The organism is Pseudoalteromonas sp. SG41-1, from assembly GCF_014164575.1.
Classification (GTDB): domain Bacteria; phylum Pseudomonadota; class Gammaproteobacteria; order Enterobacterales; family Alteromonadaceae; genus Pseudoalteromonas; species Pseudoalteromonas rhizosphaerae.
Genome location: NZ_JACJFL010000051.1, coordinates 12,329 through 29,543 on the forward strand (window position 1 = coordinate 12,329; position 17,215 = coordinate 29,543).

Sequence of the window (17,215 nt, forward strand, 5' to 3'; positions counted from 1 at the left end):
TATTAAGACAATTCATTATTGACTAATAAGTTATCACTATTTAACTTATGATACAGTATTAATGTCGATGATTAATGAATATTGGTTTACAGATTATAGTCGATATTCAGCACCTTGCTGTGCGATAGTAGAATTTATAATTTAAGGAACAGCCATTAATATTTTACCCAGAATTACTAAATTTATTTTTCTGATTACTTTGATTTTACTGGTAATTGGACTGCTATTACCACAACAATACCAAGTCCAAAAGAGCATTAAAATTCATGCTCCGCAAACAGGTATCACCCCGTTGCTTAGTGATTTTACCAAGTGGACTAGCTGGTCACCTTGGCAAAAAGTAGATCCAAGTATTGTTTTCACTATTGGAGAGCCTAGTTCTGGCGTGGGTGCTCATCAGTTTTGGCAAAGTAGCTGGGGAGTAGGTGAAATGACGATTACCAATATAAGCAGCACTAAAATCAATTTTAATATTCTCTTTAATGAAGAACATATTATTAAAGGTGTGATCTCTTTTTCACCTCTAGCTAATGGAAATCAAGTAACATGCTCACTAGATGGCGAAGTTACTACTTCGATTCTAGGTGGCTATTTGGCGCTATTTAGCCAATATATTTTGGCAAATACGGTGAAACTTGGACTTAATAATTTAAAAACTACTGCGCAGCTGCAAACAGCAACACACAGCGAGAAGATCGATGACGATTCAAACAGCCCAAGCAAAAATTAACCTTGCTCATATAATTGAAATTAAACTAGGTTACTCGATGAGTAAAACCAGTTCGACTCGCCTTACCAGTGCCAGTGATGATAGTTATGGTCCACAAGGGCAAAGTAAACTGCCCTATCAAGTCAATAGTGATAACTCAACGCTCAATAGAGCCCAACATCGCCAACAATTACTACTTATCAAACAACAACAAAATATTGAAGCGATTATGGCTATGGCTATGGATTTTTGCCCCGACGTAACTAGTAAAGGGCAACCTGACAGTGATTGGGTCGAACGCTTTATTGCACTATGTGAAGATACTTCAAACGAATCAATGCAAAAACTGTGGGCAAAAATTTTAGCGGGAGAAACTGTATCACCGGGAACATTTTCAATTAAAAGCTTACAAACACTTAAGCAGATGACCCAGCGCGAAGCGGATGCACTACAAAAATGTACCGCAATTTGTGGCTATAATGAAAAAGATAATAGCCATTTAATTTTATTAGGCTTTTATAAAAAACCTTCGCTATTTGATTTGCTACGCAAAGGCAATAAAGTATCGTTTAACTTAGGTAAAGCTGGGATCAGTTTTCCTGATGTATTAACTTTGATGGATATTGGCCTAATCTACCGTAAAGAAATTGAATCTGCAGCGCTTAAGGCTGGCCAAGAAATGAATCTGACATTTTTAACCCAACGGGTCGTACTCAAACCAAAAAATAACGATTTAGTGCTCAGTTACTATAAATTTACGCAAACGGGTGATGAACTTAGAAAATTGATTAACACGCCAGTTAATAAGGCTTATAAGCAATTGTTAAGCAGTGCACTTGAGGAAGAGTTTGAAGTAGCGTGGCACGCAATTAAATAACGGTACCACGCCAAAGCAAACAAATTAGAAGTGAATTTGTATGCCTGCAAATGGACCTGATGCATCAATATTAGTATATAGATTATCAATATCATCAAGCTCTAGCGTCATTTGACGGTAACCCGCTTTGATATCTAAATCTACCGCTAAGTTATCAAGTAAAGCCCATGCAATACCCGCTTGGTAGTCTTGTACTTTACTATCATCGATAGCAAGTAAGCTACCTTCAAAGAAAACACTTAAACCCGTTAACGGTAAGCCTACTTCAGCACGACCATAAACTAATGGCACAAAACCTGAAAAATCCACAGTTTCTGTTGTTGCTTTACCATTTGCTGTACCAGTAACAACAATATCGCCATCAAACTGCTTAGCATTTACACCTAAATCGATAGATAATAAGTCATTATCAAATATCTCATAGTATAAAATATAATCAACGTGTGATAAGTCGCTGATCGTAGTTGCTGTGGTATTGGTTGTAAATGAAGTACCACCAAACTCAAACGTCTCATTAAGCAAGGTTGAGCCATTTAACTCAAGCTCGGTATACTTTAACTTTATATTTGGCACTAATGGAATTGGATGCTCAAGCGCTGCGTAGTAGCTGATGAAGGTTTCATCTTCAAAATTAAAGTCTTGCATATTACCGCTATCTGAAAAGCTACCTGAATTATCAGATTGCCAGCCATCAACACCAACATATAAACCTAAAAGGGTGTCAGCGTGAGCCGCTGGAGCCAAAAATGCCATCGAAAGGGCAGCGGCTAAACAGTACTTTTTCATGTGTTATCCTTGCGCTAAAAGTTCGCTAAGTTCAATAAGAGCCGCATTGGCTCGTGAAATATAATTTGCCATTACTAATGAATGATTAGCAACAAAACCAAAACCATTACCATTTAAAATCACCGGACTCCAAACAGTCTCTTGGGTTGCTTCAAGCTCACGTATAATTTGTTGTAAGCTCACACGTGCATTCTTTTTCTCTAATACATCAGCAAAGTCATATTCTACCGCTTGCAAAAAATGTAATAAAGCCCAAGTTGCACCGCGTGACTCATAAAACACGTCATCTATTTCCCACCAAGAGGTTTTTATCTGATTTTGTAATGGTGCATAAGTCGCTTGATGTGCTTCTTTGTCACCGGCTAAATCAGTATTTAACCGATCTTGACCAACACTGGCACTTAACCGCTGACTTAAACTACCAAGGCGTTTTTCGGCTTCTTTTAACCAGCCTCGTAGGTTATCTGCCCGCGCATAAAACTGACTGTCACGGCTGTTTTGGTCAGCGATTTGAGTACGATACACAATTAATAAATCAATGCCTTTTTGGTATTCACTCTCGGCACTTGGCCACGCCCATGCTTCTGAACTAATATTAAATTGGGGCTGGGCTTTTTTTAGAGCTTCATGTTCGGTCGATTGCGACTGAGAACGGCTAAAGTCTTTACGCATTGATAGCGCCAAATCGCGCGTCATTTCTAATGCGCCATATTCCCAAGCAGGCATATTATCCATAAGAATACTCGGAGGTATTACATCATTTGATAAATAGCCACCAGGTTTATTCAATAATGTGCTGGCAACATTAATCAAAGCCGTAGTTGTTGTGTAACCTGTTACTAGTTTTTCGCCACGCTGCTGCGCATCCTGTTTAGCTTGCGTGATCACATTTACGCGGCTTGGCTCAACACTCCAATACACAGATACGGCATAAAATAAAATAAAAACTAATATTAGCCCTGCTATAATTTTCCCTTTATGTTGTGACATTTAATCTCCTAGTGATGTGTATGGTGCTGTTCAGATTGTGATACTTGCTCAACTTGGCTTTCTAATGAAACCACGGTAGCTTGAGTAAATACACGATCTCCATTGCTAAAATATAGCGTGAGTTTGAGCTCTTGCCCTATTTTTAACGGCTCTTTTGGTTCAAAAACCATTAAATGATAACTGCCTGGTTTAAAATCTAGCTGTTGATGTGCTTTGATCTCTAACGCATCTACTTTTTGCATTTTCATCATACCATTAACATGCTGATGTTCATGTACTTCAACTCGTCCTAAGCTCTCAAGGCTAGCCTTAGTTAATGTCACTGCTGCATCACCATGATTAACAAGCTTTAAATAACCAACACTAGATTGACTGCCAGGTAAAAAAATCCTTACTTGGGCATTGCTAACTACAATATCACTTGCTGTATCATGTTGATGCTCTGCATGGGCAAATAGCACTGGAGAGTATAGGCCTACAGCTAAAAAAGCCGCTGTGAAGATAGTTAGTAATGGCTTAAGAGTCATTTCGATCCTTGTTATAATAATCACTTTAAGTGCTAAATTTAGCATATTTGCGAAAAAATAGTCAGCTAAATTAGCATTTAAGGTAACCTCTGTGTGGCAAGCTATGCGACCTTTTTATTATCCGCGACTAACCAACACAGAAAAACAATCAGCAGTAGCGGCCATGCGATCATCACAGAACCAAACAACAAAGCCAGCATCACGCCGACTCCTATTATTAGACCTGCGCCAATCAAACCAACACTAACCAGCGCAATAATGGCAATAACGACCACCACAGCGACTAATGCACCAAATAATTCAATGCCAACCCAACTCAAGTCAGCAATCCACAAAGGGAGCTGCCATGAGTCAAACTGCATTATCTCAAATGGACTAGAAGCGATAAACAATGCTGCTAGCAGACACAGTGCAATAATTTTCATGGCGCTCTCCTAATAAACCTTGTTGTCTAAACAACAATGTGCAATTAAATAACCCGCACCTATAAATAGTGGGAACTGAATAAACAGTACAATAGTTGCTAATCGAGTTGCCCAAATCGGAAAGTCAAACCGACGCGCTAAGCCACTACATACTCCCGATATTTTTTTATTTAATGGATCTTTACTCCATTGAGTATTGTTATTAAATGTATTCATTTTTATAACTCCTAAGCCGACTGTTTTACTTTAGCTTTAAGTGCTGCAAGCTCTTTATCCAAGGCTTCGTCTTTAACAAGCGCATCAATTTGCATTGCCGTGTCTGATTGATTAGCTGCAGCCATTTCGTATGCTTCCACTTGTGATTCAATTGACTCAACTCGGCGCTCAATCACATCAAAACGCGACAGTGCATGTGCCACTTTATCGCTATGTAACTGTTGATTAACTCGTACTCGTGCATTTAAAACACTATGCACCTGAGTTAAGCTCTGCCGCTTTGCTTTGGCAGCACTAAGTTTGTCTTGTAAACGCTGTGCATCGTCAGCTAACTTGGCCATTGAATCGGTTAATTTAACGAGCTCAGGTTCAACAGCTGCCATATCAGCGGCTACACGCTGCTTTTCTTTTAATGCGGCTGTGGCTAAATCATCTCGACCTTTACTGACGGCTATTTCGGCTTTTTCTTGCCATTGTGCTATGGATGTTAACTTATCGCTTTGCTGGCGTTTCAATGCTTTTTCTTCACACAAAATCGCTGCAGCGGTAGTACGGCACTCATTCAGAGCTTGTTGCATCTCGATAATAAGTAAATTAAGTAGTTTTGCTGGATCCTCTGCCTTATCAAGCACAGCGACCAAGTTTGATTGAATTAGATCATTAACACGATTCATTAGGCCCATGATTTTCTCCTGTTGATTATGGGTGATTACACCAAGGAGATTCCAAGACTTATGCCATGTCGTTAGAAAAACAACTAAAACAATAAATAACAATAGGATAGAAAGATAACATCAATTTAAAAGTGACGTTTAGCTGAATTAAAATACGTTAAATTAACTAAAAAAGTGATATTTTGACTAAATTTTAGGATCAAAAAAAGCCACTAAAAAGTGGCTTTCAAGATTAAAATTTCAGCTATTCAGGCACAAAACTTAATGCTTTATCCATCACTGATAAATCGGCTTGCTTACCATGGCCGTTTTCAGATAAATGACGTCTAAATCCTCGCGCCCCTGGTTGGCCTTGGAAAATACCCAACATATGGCGAGCTATATGCCAAAAGTTAGCGCCTTGGCGCATTTCATCTTCAATATAACCATACATTGAACGCACCACGTCATGACGGGATAATGTACACGCAGTATCACCGTAAATTTTCTCGTCCACTTCACTTAATATAAATGGATTACTATACGCTTCACGACCGATCATAACGCCATCAAGATGCGCTAAATGAACAAGACTATCAGCGATGGTATTAACCCCACCATTTAAGCTTAAATCAAGTTGTGGGTAATCTTTTTTCAGTTGATAAACACGCGGATAATCAAGCGGTGGAACTTCACGGTTTTCTTTCGGACTTAATCCCTTTAGCCATGCTTTACGAGCGTGAATAATAAAGTCATCACAGCCAACCTTATGACTCGCTTCGATCAGCGCACATAAAAACTCATATGAATCCTGCTCATCAATACCAATGCGTGTTTTCACCGTAACAGGAATAGTAACCTCCGCCTTCATTGCTGCAATACAATCAGCAACAAGCTGCGGCTCGCCCATTAAACACGCACCAAAGCGGCCATTTTGCACTCGATCCGAAGGGCAACCAACATTCAGGTTTACTTCATCATAACCACGTTCAGCAGCCAGTTTTGCACACTTTGCCAAAGCTTCAGGATCAGAGCCACCTAATTGCAAAGCAACGGGGTTTTCATGTGTATTAAAGTGTAGATAATCACCTCGCCCAAATAAAATCGCACCGGTTGTTACCATTTCGGTGTAAAGCACCGCATGCTTGGTCATTTTACGATGAAAAGTACGGCAATGGCGGTCTGTCCAATCGAGCATCGGGGCCACAGAAAAACGTCTATTCAAAGTAAAATCCTCAGATGATATATAAGTATAAGGGTTATTCCCTCATTGGAAGGCACTATATTTTACACAAATCAAAGCCGAGCTTCAATCGTAAGCAAGTTGTTGTTTGTCGGTAGCAGAGATTGAGTTGTTTAACGCAGCAACAAAAATGTATGCTGCGCTTTAGATAATATACTTAAAACGATTTTGTTAGATTATCAAATTGCTGGCCTTGCACTGTAATGGTGGTTTTTTCTAAGCTTATATAATCATTTTTTTGCTTGGGGTTAACCAAACGTGCTGCGACTTCAAATTTAGCAACTTTAGCTTCGCTATTTAGCTCAAGTATTTTTAAAGATGAATGAGTATCATGCTTAGCTGACTGCACATAATATTCACCAGCCCAACTGGCATCAAACACTAAATTAGGCGCATTTTTAGCGGAAGATTCAATAAACACTCCCTCTTTAATTTCGTCTCGTAATAAAGTAACGGTGTAATGATCTCCTCCCGTATGACCGAAATATACGGTAACAGCATGATTGTCATTATGGCTAAAATCATAGTCAGTAACTTGAATAACCTTCATTTCGCTTTGAGGCGGTTCAACGCAAGCCGTTAATCCCAAAACAAGAAAACCGCATAAAATAATCTTTTTTAATAACATTTTTCATTCCTTAAATTTTATTACGTTATATTTAATCTAGATAATTCTAAGCAACAATTCAAAATTTTATATGACAATAGCTATTTAACAGCAATACACAGCCTTTATGTAAATACTTGTAAGCCAAAATAGTGGGCTATCCCGTCGAGTATATTTGTCACGGCAACTGATGAAAGGATCAAACCCATGATCCGGCTGATGATACTCGCACCGCTGTCACCAATTAATTTGTGAACATGGGTTGCCAACAGTAACAGCACAAGTACCACAACAAGAACAGCTAACATCATTGATGAAGTAATTAACTGCTCAACCCACGTGTATTCAGTGTTACGAGTCATCAAAACAGCGCCAAGCATCGCACCTGGACTGGCGATTGATGGAATAGCTAAAGGGAAAATGGCCGTTTCAGTGCTATCACGTACACTTTTAATTTCCATTTCTGGTTTACTTTCACCAAAGATCATAGACAAAGCGAACAGCAATAACACGATACCACCTGCGATTTGAAACGCTGACAAGGGGATATTGATAGCATTTAAAAGCAGCTCCCCAGCGACAACAAAAAACAATAGTACCCCAGCAGACACCAGAACAGCTTTCAACGCGACTTTACGTTTGAATTTGTCACTATCACCGCGTGTTAAGGCTATAAAAACAGGCACAGTACCGATTGGATCAATAACCGCAAAAAAGAAAATAAATACCGCTAATAATTCATTCATTGTTGGCCTTCCTAGAATAAAACTGTCTAATAAAAACGCTGCAACTACAATACAGTATGTTAGTATATCACGGTAGCGTAAGGATAAGAGAAGATGAAAATAGAATCACTCGTTAGTAAAGCCAAACAAGTGTGTGACAATCGCGGTGCGCGATTCACTCCAATTCGTGAAAAAGTATTTCGCCTATTAGCAAGTGCGCAAGGCGGAGTGGGCGCTTATGATTTATTAGAGCAACTAAAACTCACTGAATCAGGAGCAAAACCAGCCACAATTTACCGTGCCTTAGACTTTTTAGCTGAATTAGGTTTTATTCACAAAATTGAAAGTACTAACGCATTTATGTTGTGTCATCATTTTGATCATATCCACCCTGTACAACTGTTGATATGCGATAGTTGTGGTTTTGTCAAAGAGCTACACTCTAGCGTGATTTCGCATGAACTTAATAGTCTTGCTGCTGAGAGTGGTTTCGTCGTATCAGGGCAAACTATTGAAGCCCATGGTAGATGTGGAAATTGTAAAGAATAATTAAGTGCAGAGCTAAAATAACTCACTACACTTTAACGTATAACCGCAGTTAAACTGCTAAATTCGAGGGATAAACAATAATGAATGTAGAGTTCATCAATCCTTTTTTATCATCTTTATTAAATGTGCTCAGCACAATGGCGCAAACCGAACTAAAACCGGGTAAGCCGAAAATAAAAAAAGATGAAGTTGCCTGTGGCGACGTTTCGGGATTAATTGGCATGGTAGGACCGCAAACTAAAGGTTCATTTTCGATCACTTTTGATGAGAGCCTTGCCCTGACTATTATGGAAAGAATGCTAGGTGAACGCCCTGATTCGATCAATGAAGAAGTAACCGATATGGTTGGTGAAATTACCAATATGGTCACTGGTGGGGCAAAAAATTTACTTGGTGAAAAAGGCTATGACTTTAATATGGCTACACCAATCGTTGTGTCTGGTAAAGGTCATACCATAACTCATAAAAGTGAAGGGGCAAAAATATTGATCCCATTTACCTCTGATGCCGGTAATGCCAATATTGAAGTTAGTTTCGATAAAATATGAGCTGGTTGCAAAAACAACTACTTTTAAAGCCTCGCTCTCGAGGCTTTCATATTATTGATAGCGAAATACTCAGCCAACTCCCTGAGATTTCCGATTACCAAATTGGCTTATTACACCTTTTTATACAGCATACCTCAGCCAGCTTAACGATTAATGAAAATGCTGATCCGACAGTACGTATGGATATGGAAAGTCACTTCAATAAATTTGTTCCCGAGCGCCAACCTTATTATCGTCATGATTACGAAGGTGATGATGATATGCCTGCGCATATAAAAACGAGTACCTTAGGCTGCGAGCTAACGATTCCAATTAGCCAAGGACGTTTACAGCTTGGTACATGGCAAGGGATCTATTTAGGCGAACATCGTGATCATGGCGGCGCAAGACGTATTATTGCAACGCTGCAAGGGCAAGTTTAAATAAAACTATTTAAATTGAAATACTAAATAAATTGGATATGTGCTTTAAGCAATAACTGCTTGTCAATCAAACTTGGGTGGGTATTCATTTTTAAGAGATTGGAGCGGTACACGAGGCTCGAACTGCTTATGACTTAGTTCGACCTTGGCATATTTTATTTTAGATTGCTTAAAGAGATTGGAGCGGTACACGAGGCTCGAACTCGTGACCTCGACCTTGGCAAGGTCGCGCTCTACCAACTGAGCTAGTACCGCATAATATTTTCACTTTAAACTTACTCTAATTTCTTTGGTTAGAAATTGGAGCGGCACACGAGGCTCGAACTCGTGACCTCGACCTTGGCAAGGTCGCGCTCTACCAACTGAGCTAGTGCCGCATTTTAAAATAGTCAGTAATTTGTCCGTTGGTGCGCGACAAGTCGCGGTAAAACGTTCTGGCAACTGAGCTAGTGCCGCATTATAATTTTTAGGTTATAGGTTCTAAAAAAGTTTATAGCTTTTATTTGAAACTTGCTGCAATTTCTTTGGTGAGAAATTGGAGCGGCACACGAGGCTCGAACTCGTGACCTCGACCTTGGCAAGGTCGCGCTCTACCAACTGAGCTAGTGCCGCATTTCAAAATTGTCAGTAATTTGTCCGTTGGTGCGCGACAAGTCGCGGTAAACGTTCTGGCAACTGAGCTAGTGCCGCATTCAAAATAGTCAGTAATTTTTCCGTTGGTCCGCGACAGCTCGCGGTGAACGTTCCGGCAACTGAACTAGTGCCGCATTCAAATTGCTCAAGCACACTAACCCCGCGGGGGTTATCGTCTTAAGCGGGGCAGGATTCTACAATAATCCGATGTGTTTGCAAGTGTTTTTTACAAATTAAAGAATTTTTCTTGGTAGACTTTTAATTCCATGATGGAATCTTTGATATCATCAAGAGCAAGGTGTGAACCTTTTTTGTGCACTTGTGCTAAAACTTCTGGTTTCCAGCGTCTTGCTAGTTCTTTGATAGTGCTTACGTCTAAATTACGATAGTGGAAGTAATCTTCCAGTTCACGCATATATTTATTCATAAAGCGTCTATCTTGGCCTATTGAATTACCACACATAGGCGAAGCGCCTGCAGGAACCCACTGCTTTAAAAATGCCAAAGTTTGTTCAACAGCATCTTGCTCTGTGAATGTGCTCGCTTTACAGCGTGCAGTTAACCCTGACTGACCATGTTGCTTAGTACACCATTCATCCATACCATCAAGCAATTCATCACTTTGATGAATAGCAATAGTTGGCCCTTCAGCCAAGATGTTTAACGCACTGTCGGTGACAACCGTGGCGATTTCGAGTATTTTGTCTGTACTTGGTTCAAGACCTGTCATTTCGAGGTCGAGCCAAATCAGATTTGATTTATGAAAAGACATAATTACCTTGCGGTGCTTTCCTTTAGATCTAACGCATTTAGATATATCATATTAGTATCATCAGTCGACCTAAAGCTTTTTTTTCAAAAAGCACGACATTTAACTAAGTTATGGGCCAAAAGTGGCAAAACAGAAGAAATTAAGTAAAGGTCAATCCCGTAGGATTAAGGCCAATCACCAAAAACGCTTGTCTAATGCAGATTCTGCGCCAACCACTAACAAGGTTGAGCAATGGCAAACTGACAATTTAGGTGCGCCTGAAAATGCCGTGGTGATCAGTCGGTTTGGTCAACATGCCGATATTGAAACTGATAACGGAGATGTTTTGCGCTGCAATATTCGCCGTACCGTTAAAGGTATTGTTTGCGGAGACGAAGTGCAATTTCGCCGCGCAAAAGTCAGCGAAGGTGATTTAGCTGGCGTTATAGAAGCGATGCATGAACGGCGCTCGCAACTTACTCGCCCTGATTTTTACGACGGTGTAAAAGTCATAGCCGCCAACATTGACCAGATTTTGATGGTCTCTGCGGTACTACCAGAGTTTACCCCCAGTATTATCGACCGCTATTTAATTGCCTGCGAAGATATGGGCATTGAGCCTATTTTAGTGCTCAATAAAATAGATTTAATTGATGAGCCTGGGCTTGCTAACATCAACAAAATTTTGGATATTTATAGGTCACTTGATTATCAAGTATTACTAGTAAGTAATAAAACCGGTTACGGTATTGATGCACTCAAAGAAACCTTAATTGATAAAAATAGTATTTTTGTTGGTCAAAGTGGTGTGGGGAAATCAACTTTAGTTAACACTGTTTTACCTGATGCCGAAATACTGACCAAAGAGGTCTCTGAAAATAGTGGCCTTGGCCAACACACAACAACCGTGTCACGACTTCATCACTTACCTTCAGGCGGTAACTTAATTGATTCCCCTGGTATTCGTGAATTTGGCTTGTGGCACTTAGATGTAGAGCGTGTTACTTGGTGCTTTAAAGAGTTTCGCAAGTTTATTGGCGGTTGCCGCTTTAGAGACTGTAAACATTTAAATGATCCAGGCTGTATAATTCGCCAAGCAATCGATGATGGTGATATTTCACAGCTACGTTTTGATAGCTACCATAGAATTTTAGAAACAATGGCCGATGGCCGAGCGGGTGCTCGTGCTCCACGCGTATAATTTTTTAGGAAAAAACTTGTGAGTTTAGACAAATTCAAAATCGCAATGCAGTACGCAATGCCAAAACATTTTGTATCCCGTATGGTAGGCAAGTTAGCTGCAGCTAAAGCAGGTGCACTAACAACTACTTTAATTAAATTGTTTATTAAACAATATAAAATTGATATGAATGAAGCGCAATATAGCGACCCAGCTCACTATAAAACGTTTAATGAGTTTTTTACTCGTCCTTTAAAAGAAGGCGTTCGGCCATTAAACACTGAAGATGACATCATTACTCACCCTGTAGATGGTGCCATCAGTCAATTAGGCCCAATTGTTGAAGGCCAGCTTATTCAAGCTAAAAATCACAACTATAGCTTACAAGCTTTACTTGGCGGCTCAGAGCAAGATACAGCGCCATTTTTAGGCGGCGACTTTGCAACGATTTACTTAGCGCCAAAAGATTATCATCGTATTCATATGCCGATTGATGGCACCTTGAGTAAAATGATTTACGTCCCCGGTGATTTATTTTCAGTAAACCCACTTACCGCGCAAAATGTACCTAATCTATTCGCTCGTAACGAACGCGTAGTAGCCATTTTTGAGACTGAAATTGGCCCGCTTGCTATGGTATTAGTGGGTGCAACAATTGTTGCCAGTATCGAAACTATTTGGGCCGGTACAGTTACACCACCAGCAGGTAAAGATGTATTTAGCTGGAACTACAAAACCTCAGGTGAAAATGCAATTACCTTGAAAAAGGGTGAAGAGATGGGTCGCTTTAAATTAGGCTCCACGGTTATTTTAGCCTGGGGTGCTAATAAAGCAGATATCTTTGATGATCAAAAACCAGGCACAGTGACTCGCATGGGCACACCGTTTGCTAAAGTTGATGATTGATGATTAATACCTAATTAATAATTAAGTTATAACTCATTTTAATTAAAAACGCGGACCGACTAATGCAGTCATGCCGCGTTTTTTATTTAAGCTCTTTCCCCTGCACACTCAGTACATTCGGGCGCTTTAGTTAATTTAAACTGCTGCTGCGCTAAACTTAGCCCATCAAAACGAATAAACTGACTGCCTTGATGATGGCCCAGCAAGATATTAACTGCCAACAGTGCTTGCATCGAGCCAATAACACCTAACAACGGACTAAGCACGCCCGCGTTACTGCAATTAAGCGCCTGCTGTTGCGGTTGTGCTCCAAATATACACCCGTAACAAGGGCTCTGTGGCTGGCGAAAATCAAAACACATCAGCTGCCCTTCACTCGCTATTGCCGCCCCCGACACCAGTGGAATACCCAGTGCCAAGCATTGCTGGTTTACTACATAGCGAGTGCTGAAGTTATCGCTGCAATCAAGTACTAAGGTTGCGCCAGTAAAAACTTGCTCAGCATTTTCAGTGGTTAATTTTGCACTTACTGTGTTGATCTTGATTTGATTATTTAAGCTGCTTAATACTTTGCCCGCAGCGCTGACCTTATCTTGCCCTAAATGATTTACTTTATAGAGCACTTGGCGCTGTAAATTTGAAAGCTCAACCTTATCATCATCTAACAAGCTTAATTCGCCAATGCCAGCCGCAGCTAAATACAGTAATGCGGGGCTGCCTAACCCCCCCGCTCCAATTACCACAACGTGAGCGGCTTTGAGCTTTAACTGCCCTTCAAAGCCGACTTCTTTAAGCATTAAATGACGACTGTAACGTAACTGCTCTTTGTCAGATAAAGATCCTTTTATTGCCTCACTCATTGCTATTAATAGCCACTTGTAAATCGGCAATCGCCTGTTGATAGTCACTTGCTTCACTAATAGCCCTAACAACAGCTACACTGCCAACACCGGTTGCAGCAACCTCGCCCGCTCGTGATAAATCAATGCCACCAATAGCTACCGTTGGGTAATCACTCATTAACGGCACAAAACGCTTTAACTTTTCAAGCCCTTGAATTTGCCCTGTCATATCTTTGGTCGTGGTTGGGTAAATAGCGCCAAACGCCATATAACTCGGGCGGTAATTATGAGCGCGCAGCATTTCATAAAAACCATGGGTCGAAATCCCCAAACGCATGCCCGACTCTTTAATGGCCACCAGATTAGCCTCAAGTAAATCTTCTTGACCTAAATGCACACCATAAGCGCCATGTTTGATCGCCAGCTGCCAATGATCGTTGATATACACATTGCCATCGTACTTTTTACCAAGTGTGACCGCCGCAGCAATAGCGTGTTCAAGCTCTTCTTCGCTGGCGTTTTTCATTCTAAGTTGTACAGTTTTAACGCCTTGCGCTAAACACTTTTCTAACCAATCGAGACTATCAACCACTGCATATAAACCAAGCTGTTTGTTTTCACACTCAGTAAAACCTGCCGCCATAGTAAATTCGTTTGGTTGTTCAAAATCCAGCTCATCACCCAGCCAACTACCCGCTTCAATGACTTGTGGGTAATCATCAAGATTATCGGGAAAGCTCGTTTGTGCCACAGGGCCAATTCCTTCACCATAACGAACCGCAGCTTTTAAGCCTTGATTTATATAGGCTTTGGCTAAAATAAAGGCATCTTTAAGCGGGTAACCTTTCGCTAAACACGCTGCAATCACTGACGCCATACTACAACCGGTACCATGGCTGTGCGGCGTTTGAATTTTTTCGTTACCAAGCCAATATTCATTACTGCCATAAGAGCTGGCATCACTGCAGTAATCAATGCAATATCCGCTTGGATAATCCCAATGGCCACCTTTGATCAGCACCGCTTTTGCGCCCCAGCTTTGCAGCTTTTGCGCAGCCTCGATCACAGCACTGGGACCAATTAAATATATCCCAGTGAGCAACTGCGTTTCATGGGTATTCGGAGTGATCACATCCACCAGCGGCAATAAGCATTCTTTAATTGCGCTAACGGTATCTTCTTCTGTCAGTAAGTCACCACTGCTAGCAATGGCCACCGGATCATATACAACCAAAGGCGCAACCGGCCAAGTGGCTTTATAATGTTTTAGATGCTCACTGATCAATTGAATTTGCTGCACATTGGCAAGCATACCAATTTTAATAACACGGGCTTTCATGTCGCTTTCAAGGGCGAGTAATTGCGACTCAATAACATCGGTTGAAATCGGGTTAAGTGCTTCAACGCCTAGGCTGTTTTGCGCAGTCAATGCGGTGATCGCTGTACAACCATGGACGCCAAAACTTTGCATCGCTTTAATATCCGCCTGAATACCTGCACCACCACCAGAGTCAGAGCCAGCAATTGTCCAAACAACATGATTCATAGTTACGTATTTCCTAATTTTTTACTTCATTTATTACTGTTGATGCCAAAATGGCATACCCATAGTGGGCGTAGATGGCGCAGCGACGTCTTTTTCTGGCATCGCCTTTGCTCGGTAAGCAAAACGACCCGCATCAACGGCTGCTTTAAATGCATGACTCATGGTAACAGGGCAGCCCGCCCCTGCAATAGCCGAATTCAATAACACCGCATCATAACCTAATTCAAGCGCTTGGCAGGCGTGTGATGGTAAGCCAAGGCCAGCATCAACAATCAATGTGGTATCGGGTAAGCGCTCCCGAATAGTTTTTAAGTTATATTTATTTAACAAGCCCTTACCTGTGCCAATAGGCGCTCCCCACGGCATCAGTACTTCACACCCTGCATCAGCTAAACGCTGACATAACACTAAGTCGTCAGTACAATAAGGTAATACTTTAAAGCCTTCGGCTAATAAAATCTGTGTCGCTTCCAGTAATGCAAATGGATCTGGTTGCAGGTTATAATCATCACCAATCAACTCAAGTTTTATCCAATCGGTAGCAAACACTTCGCGGCACATTTGTGCCAGTGTAATTGCTTCATTGACACTGTGACAGCCTGCAGTATTGGGTAGAATTTTTAAGCCCGTATCTTTGATCAATTGCCAAAAGTCATCTCCTGCGGCGGCACTTTGTTGACGTCGTAATGACACAGTAACAATCTGCGCGCCAGAGGCAACAATCGAATCGGCCATAACCGCAGGTGATGGATAAAGTGCTGAGCCAATTAATAACCGACTAGTGATCTGCTCACCATAAATACTGAAACTATCTGATATTACGCTACTCATATTAGCCACCTTGGATCGGTGACAGTAATTCAATGCTATCGCCTTCGTTAAGTAAGGTAGTATCACATTGACTACGCGGTATAAATTGACCATTAAGCGCCACTGCAAAAGGCTCTTTTGCTGCAAACTGCGTCAAACCTTGGGCTATATTGGCGTTATCTGCTAACTCAAAATGTTGACCATTAATTGTTATTTTCATACTTACTTTCATAATAAGCCTTATTTTATCCGTGCAATGGCATCGGCCACTAAACTCGGTGCGAGTAAATAACCATGACGATATAAGCCATTAATGCTGATCACATTTTGCTGCTGGGAAATCTGCGGGCGATTATCACTAAATGCAGGACGCAGGCCGGTTTGAATATTCAACACTCGCGCCTCAGCAAAACCACTGTGTACTGTGTACGCTGCTGACAACAACTCAAGAGTCGAACGCACAGTGGCAGCCCCCTTATCTTGTGATTCAATTTCTGTCGCGCCAATTACGTATTGATGATTTGGCTTCGGAGCAATATAAATAGGATAACGCGGGTGCATTAACCGCACTGGCCGCGTTAAATTAACCTCAGGGGCGTACAAACGCACTACTTCACCACGCACTCCGCGTAGCTTACACGCTGCGCTTTTAGCGCCAAGGCCACGGCAATCAATAATATAATCAAACGATTGCTGTAGATTTAGCGATGTTACATCAACCTGTTGTGCAAACTTAAAGCTCACATTACGCTGCTTTAGAGTGTTAAAACTAGCTTGATAAAAAGCCTGATTATCAATTTGCCCTTCGCAAGGTAAATACACACCTTGGTTAAAACGCCCTGTAAGCTCTGGCTCTAATTCAGCAATATGTGCCCCTGTTAACTGATGTCCTTGATGTTCAGCTAAAGGCTTTAAACGCAGTATAAAACTTTGTAAGTCACCTTTATCTTGCTGGTGTGCAACCACAAGTGTGCCTTGCTGTTGGAAAAACACCGCTTCATCAAGTTGCGCTAAAATTCTCGGCCAACGCTTTATTGAATCCAGCCCCATCAAGGCCAAGTCTTGCTCGCAGAATACAGATTCAGCCAGTGGTGCAAGCATCGCCGCTGCCACTCTTCCTGCACTATCAAGCGCTTGTTCGTCACCCGCTTCATAAACAGTTACCCGATGCTGTAAACTCAACTCAAGCGCCGTTAAACGCCCCGTTAAACCAAACCCCACCACCGCAATATTGTAAGACATGAGAGTTCCTCAGGTTCTAGGTTCTAGG

The 17,215-nt window shown here is 41.1% G+C and carries 22 protein-coding genes and 3 tRNA genes; 7 read left to right on the top strand and 18 right to left on the bottom strand.

The genetic code is table 11. The features are described from left to right. Positions 1 to 199: 199 nt before the first annotated feature. A complete protein-coding gene (locus tag H5203_RS19435; RefSeq protein ID WP_182820153.1) occupies positions 200 to 730 on the top strand; it encodes an SRPBCC family protein in 531 nt (176 codons plus the stop codon). Continuing rightward, positions 699 to 1,586 (top strand): TIGR03899 family protein, encoded by an 888-nt coding sequence (locus tag H5203_RS19440; protein WP_145234676.1) that lies wholly within the window; start codon positions 699 to 701, stop codon positions 1,584 to 1,586. The genes H5203_RS19435 and H5203_RS19440 overlap by 32 nt, the downstream gene beginning before the upstream one ends. A 24-nt stretch (positions 1,587 to 1,610) precedes the next feature. On the opposite strand, the gene H5203_RS19445 is transcribed toward H5203_RS19440, so the two are convergent. From H5203_RS19445 to H5203_RS19485, 9 genes are all read right to left on the bottom strand, one after another. Then, positions 1,611 to 2,372, bottom strand: coding sequence for a TIGR04219 family outer membrane beta-barrel protein (locus H5203_RS19445; protein ID WP_145234674.1), 762 nt, complete (start codon positions 2,370 to 2,372; stop codon positions 1,611 to 1,613). A gap of 3 nt (positions 2,373 to 2,375) precedes the next feature. Beyond that, positions 2,376 to 3,362, bottom strand: a complete 987-nt coding sequence (locus H5203_RS19450; RefSeq protein WP_145234671.1) for a DUF2333 family protein — start codon at positions 3,360 to 3,362, stop codon at positions 2,376 to 2,378. Positions 3,363 to 3,370: 8 nt separating this feature from the next. Then, positions 3,371 to 3,889, bottom strand: coding sequence for a copper chaperone PCu(A)C (locus H5203_RS19455; protein ID WP_182732596.1), 519 nt, complete (start codon positions 3,887 to 3,889; stop codon positions 3,371 to 3,373). Positions 3,890 to 3,990: 101 nt separating this feature from the next. After that, positions 3,991 to 4,314, bottom strand: coding sequence for a hypothetical protein (locus H5203_RS19460; RefSeq protein WP_145234667.1), 324 nt, complete (start codon positions 4,312 to 4,314; stop codon positions 3,991 to 3,993). 9 nt (positions 4,315 to 4,323) lie between these two features. Beyond that, positions 4,324 to 4,530: a PspC domain-containing protein gene (locus H5203_RS19465; protein WP_145234665.1), complete on the bottom strand. Its 207-nt coding sequence runs from the start codon at positions 4,528 to 4,530 to the stop codon at positions 4,324 to 4,326. 11 nt (positions 4,531 to 4,541) lie between these two features. After that, the gene (locus tag H5203_RS19470) at positions 4,542 to 5,213 is read right to left on the bottom strand and encodes a PspA/IM30 family protein (protein WP_182735668.1); all 672 of its coding nucleotides are present in this window, start codon (positions 5,211 to 5,213) and stop codon (positions 4,542 to 4,544) included. A gap of 235 nt (positions 5,214 to 5,448) precedes the next feature. Then, positions 5,449 to 6,408, bottom strand: coding sequence for a tRNA dihydrouridine(20/20a) synthase DusA (gene dusA, locus H5203_RS19475; protein ID WP_220495331.1), 960 nt, complete (start codon positions 6,406 to 6,408; stop codon positions 5,449 to 5,451). A 175-nt stretch (positions 6,409 to 6,583) separates the two neighbouring features. Continuing rightward, a complete protein-coding gene (locus tag H5203_RS19480; RefSeq protein WP_145234659.1) occupies positions 6,584 to 7,054 on the bottom strand; it encodes an outer membrane lipoprotein-sorting protein in 471 nt (156 codons plus the stop codon). A 104-nt stretch (positions 7,055 to 7,158) separates the two neighbouring features. Further along, the gene (locus H5203_RS19485) at positions 7,159 to 7,779 is read right to left on the bottom strand and encodes a MarC family protein (RefSeq protein ID WP_145234657.1); all 621 of its coding nucleotides are present in this window, start codon (positions 7,777 to 7,779) and stop codon (positions 7,159 to 7,161) included. A 93-nt stretch (positions 7,780 to 7,872) separates the two neighbouring features. Here H5203_RS19485 and H5203_RS19490 point away from each other — a divergent pair, with 93 nt between their 5' ends. The 3 genes from H5203_RS19490 (at position 7,873) to H5203_RS19500 (ending at position 9,277) form a co-directional block, all read left to right on the top strand. Next, complete coding sequence (locus H5203_RS19490; RefSeq protein ID WP_145234655.1) at positions 7,873 to 8,307, top strand: transcriptional repressor; 435 nt, start codon at positions 7,873 to 7,875, stop codon at positions 8,305 to 8,307. An 80-nt stretch (positions 8,308 to 8,387) separates the two neighbouring features. Next, positions 8,388 to 8,855, top strand: a complete 468-nt coding sequence (locus H5203_RS19495; RefSeq protein WP_145234652.1) for a chemotaxis protein CheX — start codon at positions 8,388 to 8,390, stop codon at positions 8,853 to 8,855. Next, entirely contained in the window at positions 8,852 to 9,277 is a 426-nt protein-coding gene (locus H5203_RS19500; RefSeq protein ID WP_145234649.1) for a secondary thiamine-phosphate synthase enzyme YjbQ, read from the top strand. The genes H5203_RS19495 and H5203_RS19500 overlap by 4 nt, the downstream gene beginning before the upstream one ends. Positions 9,278 to 9,456: 179 nt before the next feature. Here the strand turns inward: H5203_RS19500 and H5203_RS19505 are convergent. The 4 genes from H5203_RS19505 to orn form a co-directional block, all read right to left on the bottom strand. Continuing rightward, positions 9,457 to 9,532 (bottom strand) — tRNA-Gly (locus H5203_RS19505). 46 nt (positions 9,533 to 9,578) lie between these two features. Further along, positions 9,579 to 9,654, bottom strand: a tRNA-Gly gene (locus tag H5203_RS19510). Between the two features lie 159 nt (positions 9,655 to 9,813). Beyond that, positions 9,814 to 9,889 (bottom strand) — tRNA-Gly (locus tag H5203_RS19515). Between the two features lie 247 nt (positions 9,890 to 10,136). Next, on the bottom strand, positions 10,137 to 10,682 hold the full coding sequence (orn, locus tag H5203_RS19520) for an oligoribonuclease (RefSeq protein ID WP_145234646.1): 546 nt from the start codon (positions 10,680 to 10,682) through the stop codon (positions 10,137 to 10,139). Between the two features lie 121 nt (positions 10,683 to 10,803). Here orn and rsgA point away from each other — a divergent pair, with 121 nt between their 5' ends. Continuing rightward, the gene (rsgA, locus tag H5203_RS19525; protein WP_145234644.1) at positions 10,804 to 11,862 is read left to right on the top strand and encodes a small ribosomal subunit biogenesis GTPase RsgA; all 1,059 of its coding nucleotides are present in this window, start codon (positions 10,804 to 10,806) and stop codon (positions 11,860 to 11,862) included. A gap of 18 nt (positions 11,863 to 11,880) precedes the next feature. After that, positions 11,881 to 12,747, top strand: coding sequence for an archaetidylserine decarboxylase (asd, locus tag H5203_RS19530; protein ID WP_182732511.1), 867 nt, complete (start codon positions 11,881 to 11,883; stop codon positions 12,745 to 12,747). Between the two features lie 86 nt (positions 12,748 to 12,833). Here the strand turns inward: asd and H5203_RS19535 are convergent, their stop codons facing one another. Genes H5203_RS19535 through H5203_RS19555 form a run of 5 tightly spaced genes read right to left on the bottom strand, consistent with a single transcriptional unit; the run spans position 12,834 to position 17,187 of the window. Next, entirely contained in the window at positions 12,834 to 13,607 is a 774-nt protein-coding gene (locus H5203_RS19535; RefSeq protein WP_182732512.1) for a HesA/MoeB/ThiF family protein, read from the bottom strand. Beyond that, on the bottom strand, positions 13,600 to 15,135 hold the full coding sequence (gene thiE, locus H5203_RS19540) for a thiamine phosphate synthase (RefSeq protein ID WP_182732513.1): 1,536 nt from the start codon (positions 15,133 to 15,135) through the stop codon (positions 13,600 to 13,602). Before thiE ends, H5203_RS19535 begins: the two co-directional genes overlap by 8 nt. Before the next feature lie 33 nt (positions 15,136 to 15,168). Next, positions 15,169 to 15,966, bottom strand: coding sequence for a thiazole synthase (locus H5203_RS19545; protein ID WP_149983249.1), 798 nt, complete (start codon positions 15,964 to 15,966; stop codon positions 15,169 to 15,171). A 1-nt stretch (position 15,967) separates the two neighbouring features. Beyond that, positions 15,968 to 16,165 (bottom strand): sulfur carrier protein ThiS, encoded by a 198-nt coding sequence (gene thiS, locus H5203_RS19550; RefSeq protein ID WP_145234634.1) that lies wholly within the window; start codon positions 16,163 to 16,165, stop codon positions 15,968 to 15,970. Positions 16,166 to 16,185: 20 nt separating this feature from the next. After that, complete coding sequence (locus H5203_RS19555) at positions 16,186 to 17,187, bottom strand: FAD-dependent oxidoreductase (RefSeq protein WP_182785220.1); 1,002 nt, start codon at positions 17,185 to 17,187, stop codon at positions 16,186 to 16,188. Positions 17,188 to 17,215: the final 28 nt, after the last annotated feature.